The organism is Kitasatospora sp. NPDC057692, from assembly GCF_042799475.1.
Taxonomy (GTDB): Bacteria; Actinomycetota; Actinomycetes; order Streptomycetales; family Streptomycetaceae; genus Kitasatospora.
This window is the reverse complement of the sequence record NZ_JBHVIV010000001.1, coordinates 40,754-60,795: the sequence shown is the minus strand read 5'-3', so window position 1 is coordinate 60,795 and position 20,042 is coordinate 40,754. Positions and strand designations below refer to the sequence as shown.

The 20,042-nt window shown below is 74.9% G+C and carries 14 protein-coding genes and 1 pseudogene; 4 read left to right on the top strand and 11 right to left on the bottom strand.

The annotated features are described in order from the left end of the window. Window positions 1–20: 20 nt before the first annotated feature. The 3 genes from ACFVFS_RS00195 to ACFVFS_RS00185 all read left to right on the top strand — a co-directional run bounded on the left by ACFVFS_RS00195 (window position 21) and on the right by ACFVFS_RS00185 (window position 4,562). On the top strand, window positions 21–911 hold the full coding sequence (locus ACFVFS_RS00195) for a LysR family transcriptional regulator (RefSeq protein ID WP_380618369.1): 891 nt from the start codon (window positions 21–23) through the stop codon (window positions 909–911). Window positions 912–1,334: 423 nt separating this feature from the next. Then, window positions 1,335–2,993: a translation initiation factor 2 gene (locus ACFVFS_RS00190; RefSeq protein ID WP_380618708.1), complete on the top strand. Its 1,659-nt coding sequence runs from the start codon at window positions 1,335–1,337 to the stop codon at window positions 2,991–2,993. A gap of 225 nt (window positions 2,994–3,218) precedes the next feature. Further along, window positions 3,219–4,562: a chitinase gene (locus ACFVFS_RS00185; RefSeq protein ID WP_380618367.1), complete on the top strand. Its 1,344-nt coding sequence runs from the start codon at window positions 3,219–3,221 to the stop codon at window positions 4,560–4,562. A gap of 50 nt (window positions 4,563–4,612) precedes the next feature. On the opposite strand, the gene ACFVFS_RS00180 is transcribed toward ACFVFS_RS00185, so the two are convergent. From ACFVFS_RS00180 to ACFVFS_RS00135, 10 genes and pseudogenes are all read right to left on the bottom strand, one after another. After that, the gene (locus ACFVFS_RS00180; protein WP_380618365.1) at window positions 4,613–5,413 is read right to left on the bottom strand and encodes an MBL fold metallo-hydrolase; all 801 of its coding nucleotides are present in this window, start codon (window positions 5,411–5,413) and stop codon (window positions 4,613–4,615) included. Between the two features lie 92 nt (window positions 5,414–5,505). After that, the gene (locus tag ACFVFS_RS00175; RefSeq protein WP_380618363.1) at window positions 5,506–8,556 is read right to left on the bottom strand and encodes a hypothetical protein; all 3,051 of its coding nucleotides are present in this window, start codon (window positions 8,554–8,556) and stop codon (window positions 5,506–5,508) included. Beyond that, window positions 8,556–10,472: an HSP90 family protein gene (locus ACFVFS_RS00170; protein ID WP_380618361.1), complete on the bottom strand. Its 1,917-nt coding sequence runs from the start codon at window positions 10,470–10,472 to the stop codon at window positions 8,556–8,558. Before ACFVFS_RS00170 ends, ACFVFS_RS00175 begins: the two co-directional genes overlap by 1 nt. A gap of 110 nt (window positions 10,473–10,582) precedes the next feature. Next, window positions 10,583–11,554: a hypothetical protein gene (locus ACFVFS_RS00165; protein WP_380618359.1), complete on the bottom strand. Its 972-nt coding sequence runs from the start codon at window positions 11,552–11,554 to the stop codon at window positions 10,583–10,585. A gap of 382 nt (window positions 11,555–11,936) precedes the next feature. Next, window positions 11,937–12,818: a geranyl diphosphate 2-C-methyltransferase gene (locus ACFVFS_RS00160; RefSeq protein ID WP_380618357.1), complete on the bottom strand. Its 882-nt coding sequence runs from the start codon at window positions 12,816–12,818 to the stop codon at window positions 11,937–11,939. A gap of 15 nt (window positions 12,819–12,833) precedes the next feature. After that, window positions 12,834–13,913: pseudogene (locus tag ACFVFS_RS00155) on the bottom strand (family 2 encapsulin nanocompartment cargo protein terpene cyclase); the annotation flags it as partial. Window positions 13,914–14,361: 448 nt separating this feature from the next. After that, window positions 14,362–14,988, bottom strand: a complete 627-nt coding sequence (locus ACFVFS_RS00150; RefSeq protein ID WP_380618355.1) for a glycosyltransferase — start codon at window positions 14,986–14,988, stop codon at window positions 14,362–14,364. 89 nt (window positions 14,989–15,077) lie between these two features. Further along, a complete protein-coding gene (locus tag ACFVFS_RS00145; RefSeq protein ID WP_380618353.1) occupies window positions 15,078–15,923 on the bottom strand; it encodes an ABC transporter permease in 846 nt (281 codons plus the stop codon). Between the two features lie 2 nt (window positions 15,924–15,925). Further along, window positions 15,926–16,819, bottom strand: coding sequence for an ABC transporter permease (locus ACFVFS_RS00140; protein WP_380618351.1), 894 nt, complete (start codon window positions 16,817–16,819; stop codon window positions 15,926–15,928). Then, window positions 16,816–17,817: an ATP-binding cassette domain-containing protein gene (locus tag ACFVFS_RS00135; RefSeq protein WP_380618349.1), complete on the bottom strand. Its 1,002-nt coding sequence runs from the start codon at window positions 17,815–17,817 to the stop codon at window positions 16,816–16,818. Before ACFVFS_RS00135 ends, ACFVFS_RS00140 begins: the two co-directional genes overlap by 4 nt. A gap of 171 nt (window positions 17,818–17,988) precedes the next feature. Between ACFVFS_RS00135 and ACFVFS_RS00130 the strand changes: the two genes are divergently transcribed. Beyond that, window positions 17,989–18,846 carry a hypothetical protein gene (locus tag ACFVFS_RS00130; RefSeq protein WP_380618347.1) on the top strand — a complete coding sequence of 286 codons (858 nt, stop codon included), beginning with the start codon at window positions 17,989–17,991 and terminating at the stop codon, window positions 18,844–18,846. Here the strand turns inward: ACFVFS_RS00130 and ACFVFS_RS00125 are convergent. Beyond that, entirely contained in the window at window positions 18,836–20,020 is a 1,185-nt protein-coding gene (locus tag ACFVFS_RS00125) for a cytochrome P450 (RefSeq protein WP_380618345.1), read from the bottom strand. The two genes, ACFVFS_RS00130 and ACFVFS_RS00125, sit on opposite strands and share 11 nt — an antisense overlap. Window positions 20,021–20,042: the final 22 nt, after the last annotated feature.

Genomic DNA, 20,042 nt, shown 5'->3' with positions numbered 1-20,042 from the left:
GGTAGAAATGAGGAAGTCTCATGGCCTCCGAGGTGAACCTCGCCCAGCTCAGGGCGCTGGTCGCGGTGGCGGACGCGGGCGGCTTCGGGGCGGCGGCGGTCGACCTGGAGGTGAGCCAGTCGGCGGTCTCGCACGCGGTGGCGGCGCTGGAGCGGGTACTCGGCGCGCCCGTCCTGCACCGGGGCACCCCGGTCCGACCGACCCCGCTCGGCGAGCGGATCCTGCCGCACGCCCGGACGGCGGTCGCCTCCGCCGCCGCCGTCCGGACGATCGCCGCCGACCACTCGGGCGGGCTGACCGGCACGGTCCGGCTGGCCGCGCCGACCACCGTCTGCCAGGGACTGCTGCCGGGCCTGCTGCACGGCTGGCGGACCGAGCACCCCCGGCTGACGGTGCGGGTGTTCGAGGGCGAGGACGACGAACTGGGCGTCTGGCTGGAGGCCGGCACGGTGGACGCGGCGGTCCTGGTGGACGCGGACCCGCTGCCGCCGGGCGCGGTCCCGCTCGGCGCGGACTCGATGCACGCGCTGCTCCGGCGCGACCACCCGCTCGCGGACGAGGAGGCCGTCGACGTGGCCGACCTGGAGGACGACGACTTCCTGCTCTCCGAGGGCGGCTGCGAGCGCCACATCCGGGACGCCTACCGCCGGGCGGGCGTCCGCTTCGCGCCACGGCACCGGATCCGGGACCTCAACACGCTGATCGGCATGGTGCACGCCGGGGTGGGGGTGTCGGTGATGCCGGCGCTGGCCCAGCCGATGCTGCCACCGGACTGCGTACTCGTCCCGATCCACCCGGCCACCCACCGAACACTCACCCTCACCGGCCCCGCGACCCGCCCGTGGACCCCGGCGGTGGCGGGCCTGCTCGCAGGCGTGCGCACCGCCCCCGGGGCGGCCGCCCCACACTGAGCGCCGACCCCACCGGACCCGCGCCCGGGCGCGCATCGCGGCCGCCCCGCCACTCGACGCCCGCGCCCCCGACGACACCGGCGTCCGCCAGTGGAACGGCTCCCCCTGGGCGCAGATCGGCGGCCCGGCAAGCCACTCCGTCCGCCAACCCCACACGCGGCCCGACCCGCCCGAATGCCGCGCGCAGGACTCCCGTAGATTCGGATCGGACCAACCGAACATCCGATCGACGGGGGCCGGGGTGGAGTGGCGGCGAAGCCGGGTGGGAGCCTGCTCGGTCCGGCCCGCGTCGGCGGCTCGCCGGGGATCGCCGAGCTGCGGCGGGCACGAGGATCGACCGGCAGCCGACCGGTGGCCGGTCGCACCGTCGACCCGGTGGATCCGGTGACGGCGCCCGACGCCCCGCCCGACCCCCCGCTCGGCGTGCTGTTCGCCGTCCGCTCGGCGGCCGCGCTGCACCGGCTGCTGGACCTGCTGCCCGTCTTCGACGGTGACGCCCGGGTCCGGTGCCGGTTCACGCTCGTCCCCGGCTCCGCCTTCGACGCCGACGCACTGGCCGCGGTGGCGCCGTCCGGTGCCCGCTGCCTGTCCTGGCCCGAGGCGCTGGCCGACCGCCACGACCTGATCCTCGCCGCCAGCCCCAAGGGCGAGCTCGCCGCGCTGCGCGGGCCCAAGGTCCTGCTGCCGCACGGTGCCGGGTTCAACAAGGCACTCGCCGAGGAGGGCTCCCCGCATCTCCCGTCCGGCCTGGACCCGGCGTTCCTGCTCACCGCCGACCGGCGCCCGCTCGCCGACCTGCACGCCCTCGCCCACCCCGACCAGGTGGACCGGCTCGCGGAGCAGTGCCCGCCCGCCGTGGCGACGGCGCTGGTGGCGGGTGATCCGACGCTCGACCGCATCCTCGCCTCACGGGACCGGCGCGAGGCCTTCCGATCGGCGCTCGGCACCGGGTCGCGCCGGCTGGTCGTGCTCTCCTCCACCTGGGGTCCGGAGTCGCTGCTGGCCCGGCACCCGGACCTGCCGGCCCGGCTCGCCGCCCGACTCCCCCACGACGCCTACCAGTTGGCACTGGTCCTGCACCCCAACGAATACAGCCGGACCGGCTCCTTCGACCTCGCCCGGCAATTGCGGCCGGCCCTGGACGCGGGGGTGGTGCTGGCCGACCCGTACGAGCAGTGGGCGGTGCTGCTGGTGGCCGGTGACACGGTGGTCACCGACCACGGCTCGACCGCCCTCTACGCGGCGGCGCTCGACCGCCCCGTGCTGGCGGTCTGCGACGGCGGCAGCGAGCTGGTCCCGGGCAGCCCGATGGCCCGTCTGCTCGCCGCCGCGCCCCGGTTGGACCCGTCCGGCGACGACGCGGCGACCATCCTCGCCACACAGCCGTCCGCCCCGGGCACCCGCCGCTTCGCCGAGGCGGCGTTCGCCCGGCCCGGGGAGGCACTGGCGACACTCGGCCCGGAGCTGTACAAGCTGCTCGGCCTGGTCCCGCTGCCGCACCCGCTCCGGCCGCGCCCGCTCCCCGCCCCGCCGTCCGCGCCGCAGGCCCCGGCCGCCTTCGCCGTCCGGGCCCGCACCGAACCGACCGGGCGGACCGGAGCAGGCGCCGTCGTCGACATCGACCGGCTCCCGCCGTGGACGGACCTGCCGCACCACCACCTGGCCGCCGAGTTCGGCCGCGCCGGAGTCCGCGAGGCACGGAGCGCGGCCCTGCTCTACCGCCGGGCGGCCGGTGCGCCGACTCCGGGCACCACCCACAACCGCGAGTACCGGACGGCCGCGGACTGGACCACCGAGGCACTCGCCGACCACCCCGGCTGCCGAACCGCCGCCGTCATCCTCTCCCCCACCCGCTGCCTGGTCCGGCGCCCGAACCACGCGCCGCTCACCGTCCGGATCGCCCCCCACCGGACCACCGGCCGCGTGCGATACGCCGACCCCGCCGCCGCCCTCTCCGCCGTTCACATCCTCCTCGACACCCCGCACGCCCCCACCACCACCCCGATCTGCCGGATCGACGGGACGCCCTACCGCCTCCACCTCGACACGGCTACCGAGGCTGACCTCCGGCACCTCCTCTGACAGCGCTACCGCGGCCGCCATCGCCCCCGTCGGGCCCGCCGGACGCCGGCGGGTTCTCACACGGAGCAACCGTCCGGGCGGTTGACGACCCCTCATGACAGGTCTATACCAGTGAAGGCCTCACGGCGGTCCGACCCGTCGCGGGGTGTCCCCGGCCCGGCGCGCCGCCCCCACGACTGGCGCGGGTGGGCCGTATTCCGCCGTTTCCTGGAGAGGTTGATCCCGATGGAACGCGCACTTCCCCCACACGCACAACCGCCGAACCCGCCGCCGTCGCAGTCGTCGCGGCCGCCGCGCCGCCGGGCCGCCGCCGCGGTGGCCGCGGTGCTCGGACTGGTGGCCGGCGGGCTCGTGGCGGTCGCCGCCGCGAACGCGGCGACCACCACGGCCGCCGCGGGCGCCGTCAGCGGCGGCATCGGCAGCAACTGGTACGCCTCCGCGCCCTACCTGATGCCCGAGGACAACAGCCCGCCGGACGTCTCCGCGGTGATGGACGCCACCGGCCAGAAGGCCTTCCAGCTCGCGTTCATCCTGGACAAGGGCGGCTGCGTCCCGGCCTGGGGCGGGACCTCCCCGATCGACACCGACACCACCATGCCGGCCGTCGTCCAGACCGTCCGCGCCAAGGGCGGCGACGTCTCGGTCTCGATCGGCGGCTACGGCGGCACCAAGCTCGGCCAGACCTGCGGCACGCCGGAGGCGACCGCGGCGGGGTACCAGAAGGTGGTCGACAAGTACCAGTTGAAGGCGATCGACTTCGACCTGGAGGAGCCGGAGTACGAGAACACGGCGGCGATCCGCAACGAGATCGGGGCGGCCCGCATCCTCCAGCGCAACAACCCGGGGCTGTACATCTCGATCACCACGGCCGGCACCGCCGCGGGCACCGGCTGGTTCGGCCAGCAGATGCTCAACGAGGCCAAGGCGCAGGGCTTCACGCCCGACAACTACTCGATCATGCCGTTCGACGGCGGCTTCAACGGCGCGGCGGCGCAGACCTCCGCGCTGGTGAACTTCAACCAGATCCTGCGCACCACCTTCGGCTGGTCGGAGGCGGAGGCCTACGCCCACGAGGGCGTGTCGCTGATGAACGGCCGCACCGACGTCGCCGAGTACTTCCGGCAGGCGGACTTCCAGGCGGTGCTGGACTTCGCGCTGGCGCACAAGCTGGCCCGCTACACCTACTGGTCGGTCAACCGGGACCGGCAGTGCCCGGGCACGGTCGACCCGGGGCTGTCCGGCTCCTGCTCCAGCGTGGTGCAGAACGACTGGGACTTCACCAGGTTCACGGTGCGGTTCGCCGGGGCCACGCCGCCCACCACCCCGACCGTCTCACCGTCCTCCCCGTCCGCCTCGCCGACGTACACCATGCCGGGGGTGTGCAAGGACCCGGAGTGGCAGCGCGACACGGTGTACACCGCGGGCGCCAAGGTCTCGCGGCAGGGCCACGCGTACCGCGCCAAGTGGTGGACGCTGAACGAGGATCCGACCGCCGGCGGCCAGTGGGGCGTCTGGGAGCGGTTGGAGATCTGCGCCCCCAGCCGGCCCTCGACCTCGCCGATCCGCTGACCAGCTGACCTGCCGGCCCACCGGCCCGCTGGCCCACCAGCCCACCGGCCCTAGAGCGCGACGAAGCGGCGCGGCCCGTCGACGGTCACCACCCGGCCGAAGCGCAGGCCCGGGAAGTGGGCGGCGACCAGGACGTCGTCGGTGTCCGCCGCCTCGTCGGCGATCCGGTTGCGGACGGCGGAGGCGGCGGCCGGGTCGACGTCCCACACCACCTGCCAGTCCCGCTCGGAGAGCTGGACCACCGAGTGGACGACGTCACCGAGCAGCAGCGCCCGGCGCCCGCCCCCGGAGGCCACGTAGACCGTGGAGCCGGGGGTGTGGCCGGGGGCGTGCCGGGCGTCGAGGCCGGGGGCGACGGTGAAGTCCTCGTCGAACAGCTCCAGTCGGTCCCCCACCGGGGCGAAGGCGGCGGCCGCCCGGCCGTCCGCCGCCGGGCCGCCGCCGCTGACGAAGTGCTCCCAGTCGGCGCGGTGGAGCCGGTAGGCGGCATTCGGGAAGAACGGCCGGCCGCGGTGCGAGGCCCAGCCGATGTGGTCGAAGTGGAGGTGGGTGAAGACGACGTCGGTGACGTCCTCCGGGGCGATCCCGTGCCCGGCGAGCGAGTCGGGCAGGCCGCCGCCGACGTACCGGCCGTCGTCGTGGGCGCCGACACCGGCGTCGACCAGGACCACCCGGTCGCCGGTGCGGACGCAGAAGCCGCCGAGCGGCAGCTCCAGCGTGCCGTCCGGGCGGAGGTGTTCGTCGTGGCAGTCCCAGGGGTCGGCGACGCCGGGGCGGCCGAGGATGTCGCGGGCCGTCTCCACACCGGTGCCGTCGTGGACGGGCAGGATCTCGATCTCGCCTATGCGCATGATCGTCCTCAACCCGCCCGCGCCCCCGCCGTGTTCCCGTCCGTACGGGAGAACGGCGGGGCCACGGCGGGGCCACAGCGGAGGTCCGGCCGTCAGTCCGTGAGCCGCTCCCGCAGCTCGGCGAGGATCCCCGCCGCCTCCTCCAGCCCGTGCGCCCGGCACCGCTCGGCGGCGACGGCGAGCCGGCCGCGGGCCGCCTCCACCCGGCCGAGGTCGGTGCCCTCGATCAGCGCGGCCAGCCGGACGGCCTCGGCGCGCGGGGTCTCGGCCTGCTCGCCGCCCGCCTCGTAGGCGGTGATCGCCCGCTCGGCCTCGGCCAGCGCCTCCTCGAACTCGCCCGCCACCGCGCGGACCCGGGCCCGCTCGTAGTGGACGGCGGCGCGCGGGTACCAGGTGTCCGCCCCGGGCTCCTCGCGCTCCAGCCGCTCGCGCACGGCGTCCGCCTCGGCCAGCCGGGCGAGCGCCGACTCGACGCCGGCCGGGCCCTCCTTCTGCGCGGTGAGCCGGGCGAACTGCCGCAGCATCGCGGACACCGGGCCGGGCTGCGGCCACTGCTCGTGGGCGGCCAGCGCCCGGGCCCGGGCGGCGTGCGCGGCCTCCCAGCGGTCGGCGTGGACCAGCGCGACGGTCGCCTCCGCCGCGACCATGGTGCGCAGGTGGAGGTCCTCGGTCCAGCCCTCCAGGACGGCGGCGAGCCGCAGGTACTCCTCGGCGGCGTCGCGGTCCTCGTCCAGGGAGAACAGGCCGCGGGCGAGGTCGAGCCGGGTCTGGGCGACCAGCCGCTCGCCGAGGCCGGCGGCGGCCGCGTCGGCCAGCACGGACTCCAGGACGGCCACCGCGTCCGCGGTCCGGTCGGCCTCGGTCAGCAGGTCGGCGAGCTGCAGCCTGGTCCGGGCGGCCTCCTCGGCGGCCTCCGGCCCCTTGCGGTCGAACCGGGAGGCGGCCTCGGAGAGCGCCCGGATCGCGGCACCGGTGTCCCCGACGTGGGCGCTGGCGTGCCCGGCCATCAGGTAGGTGGCGGCGAACGGGTACGACTCGTCGGCCCAGCGGCCGGCCGCCGCCAGGGCGCGGTGCAGCACCTCGACGGCCTCGGCCTGCTCGCCCGTCTGCAGCAGCACCTGGCCCAGCAGGCCGTACGCCCGCGGGGTGTGCCAGGGCTGCCCGGCCCGCTCCAACTCGGCGATGGTGATGCGCAGTTCCTCCGCCGCCTCGACGGTCCGGCCCTGCCGGGCGGCGGCGTCGGCGGTGTACTGGCGGGCCACCGCCAGCCGTCGGACGGAGCCGCGGGCGGCGGCCGCCTCGCGGTAGGCGGTGACGGCGGCGGCGAAGCGCGCGGCCTGCTCGGCGGGCGGCTGCTCCGGCGGCTCGGGCAGTGCGCGGACCAGCTCCTGGTGGGCGGCGTAGGCGCGGCACTGGAGGACGATCAGGTAGTCGTCGTCGGTGATGCCCGGCTCGCCGCCGGACGCCGCGGCGGCGGACAGCTCCTCGGCGCGGGCCAGCGCGGCGTCCAGGGCCGCCCAGTCGACCACCGGCGCGGAGGGCGCCACCCGCACACCGTCCGCCCGCACCTCGCCGTCCGCCCGCTCGCTGCCGGCCGCCTCGCCCGTCTCGCCAGTCTCGCCCGTCTCGCCTTCATCGTCCTCCCGGACGAGTTCGGCGATCAGCGCCCTGGTCCGGGCCGCCAGCGCCGGGCCGACCAGGCCCTCCCGCCGGTACAGCCCTCCGGCGGCCAGCAGCTCGGCGGCGCCCTGCTCCCAATCCCCGCGTTCGAGCGCGACGTGCGCCCGCCGCTCGGCGAGCTCGGCGAGCAACCGGCCGAGCGGCCCGGCCTCCGCGCCCAGCAGCGCTTCGAGGCCGTCCTCCGCGGTGGCGGTCACCCGCTCGTCGATCCGGGTCCAGAGCCGGTCCCCGTCCGGGTGGCCGACCAACTGCAGCTCGCGGGCCCTCAGCAGCAGGGCGGTGAAGTCCTCCGGCTCCGGCTCGACCTCCCGGGCCGGCACCGCCGGGACGGCCGGGACGGCGGCCAGCTCCGGCGCGGCCGCGGCCCGCACGCCGAGGGCGAGCGGCTCGGCCAGCAGCGGACGGCGGGCGAGCCGGTCGCGGCGGCGGCCGCTCACCGCCCCGGTGCCGTTGCGGGCGTCGAAGCGGGCGGCGAGCGCGTCCGCCTCGGTGCGCAGGTGGGCGAGCAGGGTGTCGACGGTCCAGCTCGCGCCGGGCGGGCCGCTGACGGTGAGCCCGCCGTGCCCGGCCCGGTCGAGGCCGGCGATCAGCACCTCGACGCCGGTGAGGAAGTCGAGCCGGCTGACCGGGTCGCCGGTGACCGAGAACAGGTCGCGGTTCTCGGCCAGGATCTCCAGGCCGCGCGGCTCGTTGCCGGAGAGCGCGCAGAACTCGATGTGCAGGCCGACCGAACGGGCCAGCCCGCTCTTGCCGCGGGCGAAGCGGTAGCCGACCAGGTGGCTGGAACGGGCCTCGTCCAGCCGGCCCTGGCGCAGCAGCGGCAGCAGCGCCTGGGCGTGGCTGACGTAGGGCTCCTCGGCGCAGGTGGCCTCGCCGCTGAGCACCGGCCGCCAGACGTCCAGCGCGGTCGCGTCGTCGCCCCGGCGCAGGTGGTGGACGGCGCGGGCGCGGATCTCGCAGGCGTGGCAGTCGCTCAGCTCGGTGCGCGGCCGGCCGGCCCACAGCTCGTAGGCGTCCTGGACGTCCTCGCCGAGGTGCGCGGCGAGGTGGAAGCGCTGGGCGTAGTACGGCTGGAGGCCGTGCCCGGCGGCGCGGTAGCGGCCGCGCATCTCCTCGTGCCAGCGGCGGATCGCCTTGAGCGGCACGTCGGGGGTGCCGAGCAGCGAGGTGGCGACCCACTTGAAGCGCCAGAACACCTGCTGGCGGGCCCAGTCGCCGAAGGACTCCGGGTCGGCGTCCCAGAGCTTGAGGACGCGGGCGAAGACGACCGGGGCCTTGCTCCGCTCGCCGTCGTACTCGTAGGCCTCCATCAGTTCGAGCAGGGCCATGGAGCGGACCGCGGTGTCGTCGAACTGCTCGGCGGCGTCGACCAGTTCCTCGGCGGTGACGGTCCGCTGCCGCCCGTAGGGGCGGTCGTCGTTCTCGCGCAGCGCGGTCATCACCGCGTCGATGCTGTTCAGCATCACGCCTCCTTCCGCGGGTCCAGCGGACCGGCGCCGCCGTTGCCACCCGCGCCGCCCGTGCCACCCGTGCCGCCGGAGGCGGCCTCGTGGCCGAGCATCGCGTGGTCGAGCAGGCTGATGAACGAGCGGTTGAGCAGCGCGCTCTCACTGGAGGTGAGCGGCCGCCGGGTGAGCAGCACGGCCTGCCCGTAGAGCGTCTCGACGGCGGTGACGGCGAGTTCGCGGTCGCCGATCGAGGCCGCCCGCCGCACCAGCGGGTTGAGGTGGTTGAGGACGAGCTGGGCGCGGGGCACCTCGGCGCGCAGCGAACCGAGGATGTCGGCCCACAGGCCGTCGGCCTCGTCGGCGAGCTGGGCGCGGGTGCGCTCGTGCCGGGCCTCCCGGTTGTCGAGCAGCAGGGCGGGCGCGCTGGTCGGGTGGAAGCTGCGCAGGGCGACGTCGCAGTCGAAGCGGCCGACCACCTCGCGGGCGGTGGCGAGGAACGCCGAGGCGGCGAGTTCGGCGGCCGGGTCGACGGTGTCGAGGTGCGCGGTGACGGTGCTCGGGTCGAGGTCGGCGACCGAGGTGCCGGGCCGGATCTCGGGCAGCCGGTGCACGAGGTCGCGGTCGTAGGTGTAGCCGCCGTTGACGACGCCGAGACCGGCCGCGCCGGCGATCGGGGCGACCTGGCGGAACTCCTCCACGGTGCGGGTGACCAGCACCACCGGGTGGGTGCGGGCGAACTCGTCCAGGGTGACGTTGCCGTCGGTGGTCTCGAACGGCAGCCAGGGCAGCAGCATCCGCAGCAACTCGTCGTCGTAGCGGGCGAGTTCCTTGACGGCCAGGTGGTGCACCGAGATGAAGCGGTGGAGCAGCGCCGGGTCGCTGGCGGACAGGCCGGTGAGCCAGTCCCGGATCCGGGCGCCGAGCGCGTCGCGGACGGCGGCGAGCGTCTCGTCGGCGTACAGGCCCTCGCGGCTGGCGGTGGGCCGCAGGCCGTCGGTGTCGACCACGCAGCGCACGAAGAACGCCCAGTCGGGCAGGAGTTCGTCGGCGTGGTCGGAGAGCAGCATGCCCTTGAGGTGCACCCGGTGGCCGGCCCGGCGGGAGGGCGGGACGGCGTCCGGCAGCACGTAGGCGACGCCGCGCAGGCCGACCAACGGCAGGTCCAGCTCGATGGTGTCGAGCGGGGTGAAGTCGAAGGCCGAGCGGCAGTAGGCGGCCAGCGCCTCGCGGCGGGCCAGCGGGGAGCCGTGCTGCGCGGCCCACGGCGGGGTGTGGTTGACCCGGGTGGCGTCGCCGCGGCCGTCGATCACGGTGACCTCGTGGCGCAGCAGGCTGCCGAAGTCCCGGGCGAGGGTCAGCACCCGGTCGGCGCGGGTCCACTCGGCGGCGTCGGAGCGCGGCGTGAGGCGCACGGTGGTGCCGGGCTCGGGCTTGGCGTCGGCGGGCAGGGTGCGGATGGTGTAGCGGCCGTCGGAGCTGCCGCGCCACTCGATGACGGGGGCGTCGGGAGTGGCGGCGGAGCGGGTGACGACGGTGATCTCGTCGGCCACGACGAAGCAGGCGAGCAGGCCGATGCCGAACTGGCCGATGAAGTCGCCGCGGGCGCGGGCCAGCCCGTCGCCGTCGAGGTGGCCCTCGGCGGTCCGCTTGGAGCTGCGGCCGATGGTGGCCAGGAAGGTGTGGACGTCCTGCTCGGTGAGGCCGACGCCGGTGTCGGTGACGGTGAGGTCGCGGTCGGCGCGGACCGTGATGGCGGCGGGCGCGGCCGGGTCGAGGGCCTGCCGGGCGGAGATCGCGTCGACCGCGTTCTGCAGGAGTTCGCGCAGGTAGACGCGCGGGCTGGAGTAGAGGTGGTGGGAGAGCAGGTCGACCAGGCCGCGCAGGTCGACCTGGAAGGTGTGCGCGCTCGTCGGGTTCTCGGATGGGGACACCGGTGGCTCTTTCGATCGCAAGGGGTGTGTCGGGCTTCGGCGGCGGCGGGTCGGGACGGCCCGCGCCGGCCGGTGGGTCCGGTTGCTCGGCGTGCTCCGCCGGCGCGGGCTCAGCGCGGGGCGCAGCGGTCGCGGTGGGCGCGGAAGTTCTCCGCCTCGTCGCCGCCCAGGTAGTACCAGGGCGACGCGGTGACGACGTCGCCGAGGGCGGCGAACACCGCGTGTGCGAGCTCGCGTTCGTCGGCGAGTGAGAGGACCATCGCGAAGGCGTTGTGGGTGGCCCGCCAGTCGCGCTGGGGCCGGTAGGCCGGGTGCAGCACGGAGCGCAGGGCCGCCTCGCGCAGCGAGGCGCGCACGGCGGGGCCGGTCAGGTAGGCGTGGTCCTCGCCGTCGGGGAGGTCCAGCCAGTGCTCCAGGTGGGCGAGGGCCACCAGCTCGCCCAGCGGGCCGCCCTCCGGCGCGCCGAGCATCGCGGTGCGGGCGAAGGCGTGCATCTCCTCGTGGGAGCCGCCCCACTTGGCGCAGAGCTGCTGGAGGCGCGCCCGGTGGGAGGCGAGGTGCCCGGGGTCGCGGCGCACGGCGGCGTCGAAGCGGGTGGTGGCGACGGTGCGGCCGAGCGAGGCGCCGAGTGCGCCGAGCTGCAGGAAGTACCAGGGCGCGACCCAGCCGGGCTCGCGCTCGGCCACCTCCAGCAGCTGCTCCTCGGCGACCTCCAGCCGCTCGCCGAACAGCTGCCACTGGTCCTGGGTGACGTGCTTGGCCAGGGAGCCGGTGCGGGCCTCCCAGCCCCAGGCGATGTGCCGGGCGCCGGAGAGCAGCAGGACGAGGCTGTCGTCGGGCCGTTCGGCGACGGCCTTGGCGAGCCACTCCTCGGTGCCCTCGACGTCGGAGATCCGGTTCAGCAGCCAGGTCTGCTCGGACTGGTCGGGGACGGCGGCGAGGGCGGGTCCGAGCGCGGCCCAGTCGCCGGCGTCGGCGAGGGCGCGCAGCCGGCGCAGCTCCTCGTCGCCCTGCGCGGGGTCGAGCACCGGGGGCAGGCCGCGCGGAGCCTTCCGCCCGGTCAGACGGCGGAACAAGGACATGGTGCGGCCCCCCTGAGACCTCGTCGACCGGCACGGCCGTCGGCATCGTTCGTATGGCCTCGCAGTGGCCAATCGGATGATGCACTGCATATCACGTGCCACCGACGTCCCGTTGACCAGCCCGGTTCCGGGAGCCCCCCGCGGGATGTCACGGCCGGGCCCAGCCGGACGCCATGGCCGTGCCCCGCCGGGGGGGGGACGCGCTCCCCCGGAGATCGCGGCCGCTCCGCCCCGGAGGTCGCGACCGCTCCGCCCCGGAGGTCGCGACCGCTCCGCCCCGAACGTCGCGACCGCTCCCCGTCCGGGGCCGCGACGCGGCGGACCCGGCCCCGCCGCCGTGCGGCCGGGCCGGGTCCTCGCCGTGCGGCGACGCGACGCGGGGTCAGACCCGGTCGGCGGCGATCAGCAGGTACTGGAAGGAACCGTCCTTGTAGGAGTTGATGAACGCCTCCTCGATGCCGGTCACCAGGGACGGCACGGTGGCCCGCAGCTCCCAGTACGGGAGGGTGGCGGCGGTCAGATCGACGACGGCGTTCGGGACGAGGCGGTTGTCGGCCATCGCGCGCAGGTACTCGCGGCGCGAGTGGATGTTGCACTCGAAGTGGGCGTTGATCTGCGAGACCCACTTCGACGGCTGGCCGTAGATCGGGTTCCAGCAGCCGGTGATGGTCACGTACCGGCCGCCGACCGACAGGATCCGGGAGTGCTCGGCGAACAGGTCGTGCAGGTCGACGTACATGCTGGACTCGTTGTTCCAGGAGCCCCGGACGGTGCCGGTGCCGAACGGCATGTCGAGCATGTTGCGGACCTGCGCGTGCACCGAGTCGTCGATGCCGAGCTCCTTGGCCCGCCGGTTGCCGAACTCGGCCTGCTTGGCCGACAGGGTCACGCCCTCGACCTTGCAGCCGAAGCGCTGGTGGGCCATCACCATCGATCCGCCGCGCCCGCAGCCGGCGTCGACCAGGGTGTGCTCGGGGCGGATGTCGCCGAGGCTGTCGAGCAGGACATCGGTCTGCGCGGACTCCAGCCGGTGCAGTTCCGCGACGAGCTTCTTCTCGCGCTCGCTGTCGTCCGGGGAGCCGAGGGCCTCCTGGTCGACCTCGCCGATGCCGTAGTGGTGGTGGTAGAGGCCGTCCACGTCGCCGAGGCGCAGGTTCACGGGCCGGGCCTCATGGTCCCAGTAGCGGGCGATGTCGCCCTGGTAGGGAGTGGCCGGCCCGGGGACGGCGGTGCGGTTCACGGGGGTGGTGTCGGTGACGGACACGGTTCAGCTCCTTGGTTACCAGAAATCGGGCAGGCTGTAGCGGTAGGTGTTGGTCTGGTGCCAGTAGTGGTTGCCGTCGACCCACGCGGCGACCCCGCGCAGGAAGCGCACCACCACCGGGACGGGCGTGGCGGCGGCCAGCGCGGCCGCCTCCGCCTCGAAGGCGTGCATCAGCTCGTTGTGCACCTCGACGGCCTTCAGGTAGCCCTCGCGGTCGTCGACGCCCTCGCGCTCGGAGATCACCACCGGCAGGTTGAGGTGGCGGCCCGGGCTCGCCAGCTCCTTGGTGTACGAGTACAGGTCGTTGACGATCGTGGTGGCGTTGGAGGCCAGGGCGATGACCCGTTGCATCGCCGGACGGGCGTGCAGGTCGGCGGGGAGCTCGTAGCCGCCGACGGTGTCCGTGATGGTCGGGCAGGGGCGGAAGTTGTTGAACTGCCGCATCGACAGGTACTCCCACACCTCCGGGACGTGGTCCTCCTGGTCCCAGGCGGCCTCGGCGAGGTAGCCGAGGTGCAGGCGCGCCATGTCGTGCCGGAACCGGTCCGCCTGGGAGGCGGTGGCGGCCCGGGTGAAGTGCTCCATCGCCGAGCGGTAGGCCCGCCGGGGCGCGTCCGAGCCCAGCGACTCCTGCCAACCGCCCTGGTACTCCGCGGTGGTGTGCACGGGGTCGAGGGCGGTGTGGGCGAGCAGCAGCCGGCTGCCGAGGCCGATCGGCGAGCCGCCGAGGTCCTCGCAGTAGCAGTCGTCGACGGCGTTCTCGGCGACCATCAGCCGGGTGGCGAGCATGACGTGGTCGACGCTCGGGGCGTCCGGGTGGCAGGCGACCATGTAGCGGCTCACCGAGAAGCCGTCGAACTGGTCCTCCCAGTCCGGCGGGTAGAGCTCGATCTCCTCGGCCCACAGCTTGATCCGGCGGTTCACCTCCGCCACCCGCCCGGCGTCCGGCTCGGCCACGGGGTGGAAGTAGAGCCCGGGGACCGGGTCCCCGGACCCGGGCTTCCCCGAGGGCGGTTCGACCGCCGCCGCGGCCGGCGAGTCGACCGCCTGACGGGGCGCCAGATTCAACCCTGCCGTGCCGATCCCGCTCGGCCCGCGGAGGAGCTGCTCCAGGGCCGCCCCGCTCATGACCGCACCCCCGCGCGCCGGACGGGGTGCGGATGCTGCTGCGACGCCTGCGGTGTCTCGCTGCTCGTGGCCACGGGCATGGGAGAACCTTCCTCTGTGAAGGGGGACACGCCATGACGGGTCGTCGGCCGTCGCCTCCGCCCCGGAAAGAGGGGTTCCCCGCTCGTCGCGGCGGCCCCGTCTCGCTTGCTGCCCAACCGTAGGCGGGGCGGAACGATCTGAGCCGCTTCCCATGATCCTGTGCACTCGAAAGGGTGAACGTTCACATCAGTCGCGTTTGAAACGGCGCACCCCATGATCGGTTCGGACCGGCACCCGAACCGCCACCCGAACCGGCACCACGAACGGGCGGCCCCGCCGTCCTTCCGGCGGGGCCGCCCGGGCCCTTCCACACTGTCCGACCTGCCGGATCCGGCTACATCCAGCTGGCGGCCCAGTGGTGCACGGCGTACGCGCCGGGGAACTCCTCGCCCGCCCGGTGCGGCTCGGTGAAGTGGTACGGGTAGAACAGGTCGGCGGAGAAGACGGTGACCGGCGGCCGCCCGGCCTGCCCGGACTGCCGCTCGAACACCGCGGTGGCCAGCCCCGGGCCGGTCTTGAGGGCCGCGTTGGCGTCGGCGAACTCCTTCATCCTGAGGGGCAGTTCCTGGACGCAGGCGGCCATGAACGGGTGGCCCGGGACCGCCCCCATGATGCCCGTCGAGATGTGGACGCCGTCCTCGCTCGCGGCGAAGGCCTCCTGGTCGGCGAGGAGTCCGTCCAGCGGCCGCAGGCACTCGAAGTCGGTGTCGATGTAGATGCCGCCGCAGCGCAGCAGGATCTCGAACCGCGCCACGTCGGACTTCTCCGACCAGCTCCCCAGCTCCAGGAAGGCGTCCCCGTGGGTGAGGAAGTCCGAGCGGGAGGGGTCGAGTTCCTCCTCCGTCCACAGGCGGTACTCCCAGTCGGGGTGGTGCTCCTGCCAGCCGCGGGAGTAGGCACGGAATCGCTCCGGCATCGGCCCGCCCAGCCATACCTGGTGGAAGATCCGGGGTATCAGCACGCCATGGTCCTCTCTGAGTGGCCGTCCGCCGGTGGAACGGCTCGGGGTGGGGCCCGGTGGTGCGCTCGGAGCGGCGGGCTTCCGGCCCCTCACGTCCCCGAGCTGGAGTACTGGGCGGACTGCGCCCGCCAGAACACGTGCGCGAACCAGAGCAGCAGCGGTCCGGCGCCCGGTGCGGCGTAGGCCGCCCAGAGGGGGACGTGCAGGTCGTCAGCCCGGCCGAGCAGGGCCGCCGCCGGCAGGTAGGCCACGAACGCGACCGGCACCAGGAAGGTGAGCACGAAGCGGGCCGGCGCGGGGAAGACCTTGAGCGGGTAGCCGCCGAAGCTGTTCATCACGTTGTCGACCAGCACCCGCAACGAGCGGTTGGACAGCGTGCGGAAGCACAGCGCGCTGATGCCGAGCTGGAAGGCGCCCTCGACCATCGCGCCGCCCAGCAGGGCCAGCAGGAGGTAGAGCACGCCGCCCGGCGAGGACGGGACCCCGAGCCGCCAGGCCGCGCCGACGAGGATGACCAGCCCGGTCACCAGGTCACCGAACACCGGCAGGTGGATCCCGCGGGCCAGCAGCTGCGGCAGGACACCGGTGGGGCGCACCAGGTAGCGGTCGAACTCGCCGGTCTGGATGGTGACGTCGAGGAAGTAGAGCTGGTTGCCCGGGACCACCCAGAGGCCGTGCGAGGTCAGGCGCATGCCGTACAGCAGGCAGATCTCCGCCATGGACCAGCCGCCGACCGCGCCGAAGCGGGCGGCGACGACCCAGATGAAGGCGAGCCCCACCCCCTGGAAGGCGGCGCCGCCCGCGAGGCCGAACAGCAGGTTCCCGCGGTACTGGAGCTGGGACTTCACGGCCGCGCGCATCAGCAGCCCGTAGGCGTACAGGCGCGGGACCGGCCGGGCGGCGGGTCCGGCCCCGGGGTCGGCGGAGGCGGTCACGGTCAGCCCCCCTGCACGACGACGCGGCGCAGCGCCCTGGCCCAGACGAGCCTCAGCAGCAGCCACAGGGCCACCGCCCAGCCGCACTGGACGGCCAGGGCCTGCAGGACGGCGCCGGTGCCGCCGATCCGGCCGAGGTAGAGGGCGGTGGGGACGTGGACCATGGCCTGGAAGGGCAGCAGACGGGCCAGGTCGGCGAGCCAGTCGGGCATGAACCACAGCGGGACCAGCGCGCCGGAGAAGAAGTGCGCCGTCATCAGGTAGACGGAGTAGAAGCCGTCGAGCTCCAGGGTCCAGAAGGAGATCAAGCCGACGATCACGCCCAGCAGCAGGGCGCAGGTGTAGGCGGGCACCAGGCTGGCCGCGTAGACGAGCAGCGCCGGGGCGGAGGCGGGGGCCTGCGACCCGCCGGCCAGTACCGAGAACACCAGCGCGCAGCCGGCGAACGGGAGCATCGCGAGCGTGGCGCCGGCCCTGGCGGCGATCAGCTGGGCGGTGAAGCGCACCGGGCGGACGAGGTCCAGGGCGACGGCGCCCTCCCGGATGCGGAGCTGGACGGTCGCCAGCGACCGGGCGTCGGAGTTGGCGAGCCAGGCCTGCACCGAGGCGAGGGAGACGTAGGCGAGCTGGGTGTCGAGGGGGATCTCGCGGCCCGCGCCGGCGGCGCTTCCCGAGTCCGGGTAGACCGCGGTCCACACCAGCCGGAGCAGGTAGATCTGCAGCAGCAGGCCGATCGCGCCGAACAGGAAGTCGGTGCGGTAGACCCGCTGGGTGCGGGCCTGGACGCGGGCCAGGGCGGCGTACGCGGCGAGCCGCCGGCCCGGTCCCAGCCGGGCCGTCCGCGGTCGCGCCGCTCCCGGCCGGACCGTTCCCGGCCGGGCCGCGGGCGCCGTCACCCGGTCCCGCTCTCGGAGTAGATCCGGTGGATGACGCCTTCGAGGTCCGGCTCGATGATCGACAGGTCGGTGACGCTGTGCCGGGCCAGGACGGCGGCGACGATCTCCGGGGTCCGGGCGTCCTCGGGGGCGAAGCGGAGCGAGACGCTGCCGGGCCCGGCGTCGCCGCCCCGCACGCTCTCGACGCCGGGCAGGTCGACGCCCTGCCACGGGCAGCCGTCGGCGAGCTGGACGACCAGCTGCCGGTGCGGCGCGTACCGCGACTTGAGCTTCTCGACGTCGCCGTCGTAGAGGACCCGGCCGCTGTCGATGAGCACGATGCGGCTGCAGAGCCGCTCGACGTCGTCGAGGTCGTGGGTGGTGAGCACGACGGTGGTGCCCTGGCCGCGGTTCTGGACGGCGATGAACTCGCGCATCCGCTCCCTGGCCACCACGTCCAGTCCGACGGTGGGCTCGTCGAGGAAGAGGACGCGCGGCTCGGACAGCATGGCGGCGGCCAGGTCGCCGCGCATGCGCTGCCCGAGGGAGAGCTGGCGCACCGGCGTGTCCAGGAAGGCGCCCAGCATCAGCACCTCGGTGAAGTGGGCGATGCTGCGCCGGTAGCGGGCGCGCTCGACCCCGTAGAGCCGCCCCATCGTCTCCAGCGAGTCCCGGAGCGGAAGGTCCCACCACAGCTGGCTGCGCTGGCCGAAGACGACGCCGATGTTGCGGGCGTTGCGCTCGCGCTCGCGCCAAGGCACGACCCCGGCGACCTCCACGTGGCCCGAGGTGGGCCGCAGGATCCCGGCCAGCATCTTCACGGTGGTCGACTTGCCGGCACCGTTGGGCCCCAGGTACCCGACCAGTTCGCCCTCGCCGACCGCGAAGTCGATCCCGTCGACGGCGCGCTTGCTCACGTACCGGCGGGTGAACAGGGTCCGCAGTCCGCCGAGCGGCCCGTCGATCCGCTGGGGCCTGCGGAACTCCTTGACCAGGCCGGCGACCTCGATCAGCGACACACGACAACCTTCTCCTCGACGCAACCCGGCCCGGGCCGCGGCAAGTTGACCGAAGACCCGGTGGAGATCCCACCGTGCGGCATGTTTGATTGTCCATCTACAAAACGCGGTCGCGGCCCAGGTGGGCGGCGGACAATCCGGTTTGGCCGCGGACACGGCAGGGGGCAGCGAGTGGGGAGTGCCGGACGCCCGCAGGGGCGGCTCAAGGGGGAGACCGAACAGGCCGACGCCCTGGCCCGGTTCGTGCGGGAGGTGACCACCGGGCTCACCGTCCGCGAGCTCGCCCAGCGGTACCCGGCCGGCAAGACCAGCTGGAGCGAGTACCGCTCGGCGGAGAAGGACATCCCCTGGCACCTGCTCCGCCGGCTGGTCCACGACCACCTGGAGGACCCCAGGGCCCGGGCGGCCCTGCTGGCGCGGGCCGGCCGGCTCCACGAGCAGGCCGTCCGGGCCGCCCGGGGCCTGGGCTCACCGTCGGCGGGGCGACCGGCCGCCGATCAGGCGCTGGACCGGGCCCGGCAGGCGCAGCGGCTGGCCGAGGCGGGCGCGGCGGAGTCGGCGGAGCTGATCCGCGTCCTGGTGGCGATCGTGGCGGAGCTGCGCGGCGAGCTGGGCGCGGGCGCCTCGGGGCCGGACGGTACGGGCACGGACGCGGGCGCAGGCACGGGCACGGGCAGTGGCACTGGCACGGACGCGGGCGCGGAGGAGCTGCGGCGGGCCCGGCTGCGGGAGGCGACGCGCTGCCTCGCCGAGGTGCGGCGGATCAGACAGCCGGAGCCCGAGGCGCCCGCACCCGCCCGCCCCGCACCCGCCACCGCACGGCGGCGCCGGACGGTCGGGACGGGCACGGCGGCCGCGCTGGCCGGGCTGCTGCTGGTGGCCGGGGTGCTGGTGGGCCTGAACCTGCGCCCGGCGCCCGCCCCGCAGCGCTGTCTCGCCGTCTCCCAGGACGGCGGCCTCCCGCGGGCCGTCCTGCTGCCGTACCCGTGCGAGGAGCACCTGGTCCAGGGTCAGCCGGTCACCAGGTGACCGGCAGGGCGTGGAGGCCGTAGACCTCGTTGTTGACGCGGTAGGGCACCTCGTCGGCGGGACACCCGAGCGCGAGGCCGGGCAGCCGCCGCAGGAGCGCGGGCAACGCGATCCGCAGCTCGGCGCGGGCCAGCGGCGCGCCGAGGCAGTGGTGCGGGCCGTGCCCGAACGCCACGTGCGACACGGGCTTGCGCCCGATGTCGAGGCGGTCCATCCCGGCGCCGAGCACCGGGTCACGGTTGGCCACCGGCAGTTGGCAGACCACCTGCTCACCGGCCTTGACCGGCACGCCGCCGATCTCGGTGTCGTACCGCGCGGTCCGGGCCAGCGCGGTGCTGGACACGGACAGGTACCGCAGCAGCTCCTCGACGGCGGTGTCGATCACCGGGTCGGCCTCGGCGGCGCCGCGCAACCGGTCGGCCTGGTCCGGGTGCGCCAGCAGGGCGAGCACGCCCAGGCCGATCGTGTTGGACACCGTGACATGGCCGGCCAGCAGCAACAGCTCGCAGACACCGACCAGTTCGGCGTCCGACACCGCGTCGCCGTGCTCCCGGACGAGCATCCCGATCATCCCGTCGTCCGGGCTGCGCCGCTTCTCCGCCACCAGGGAGGCGGTGTACGCGTGCGACTCCCGGCCGGCCGCGAGCCGTTCCTCCATGGGCAGCCCGAGGTCCAGCGTGGTCCGGGACCAGCGGTGGAACTCCCCCTGGTCGGGGTCGGGCACGCCGAGCAGCGCGCAGATCACCCCGAGCGGCAGCGGCAGGGCGAAGTCCGCCATCAGGTCCGCCGCGGGACCGCGCGCCTCCATGGCGTCGATCAGCTCGCCGACCCGGGCGCGGATCATCGGCTCCAGCGCACGGATCCGCTTCCCGGTGAACTCCGGCGTCAGGACGTGGCGCAGCCGGGTGTGCTCCGGCGGGTCCATGTTGAGGAGCTCGTTCGGCAGGACCGGCGCGCGCTGCGCGTCGTACATCGCGAAGGTCTCCTGGTCGGCCAGCACCCGCCGCACATCGGCGTGCCGGGTGACGAGCCGGTACTCACCGACCCGGTGCAGCCAGAAGTCCCGCACCCGCCGCACCGGATCCCCCCGCTGGGCCTCCCCCAGCGCCGGGCCTGGGCCGAGCCCGTCACGCCGGTAGAAGATCGAGATCGGCGGTGCTTCCTGCTCACTCATCGGCCCTCCCGTGGCCACCGGA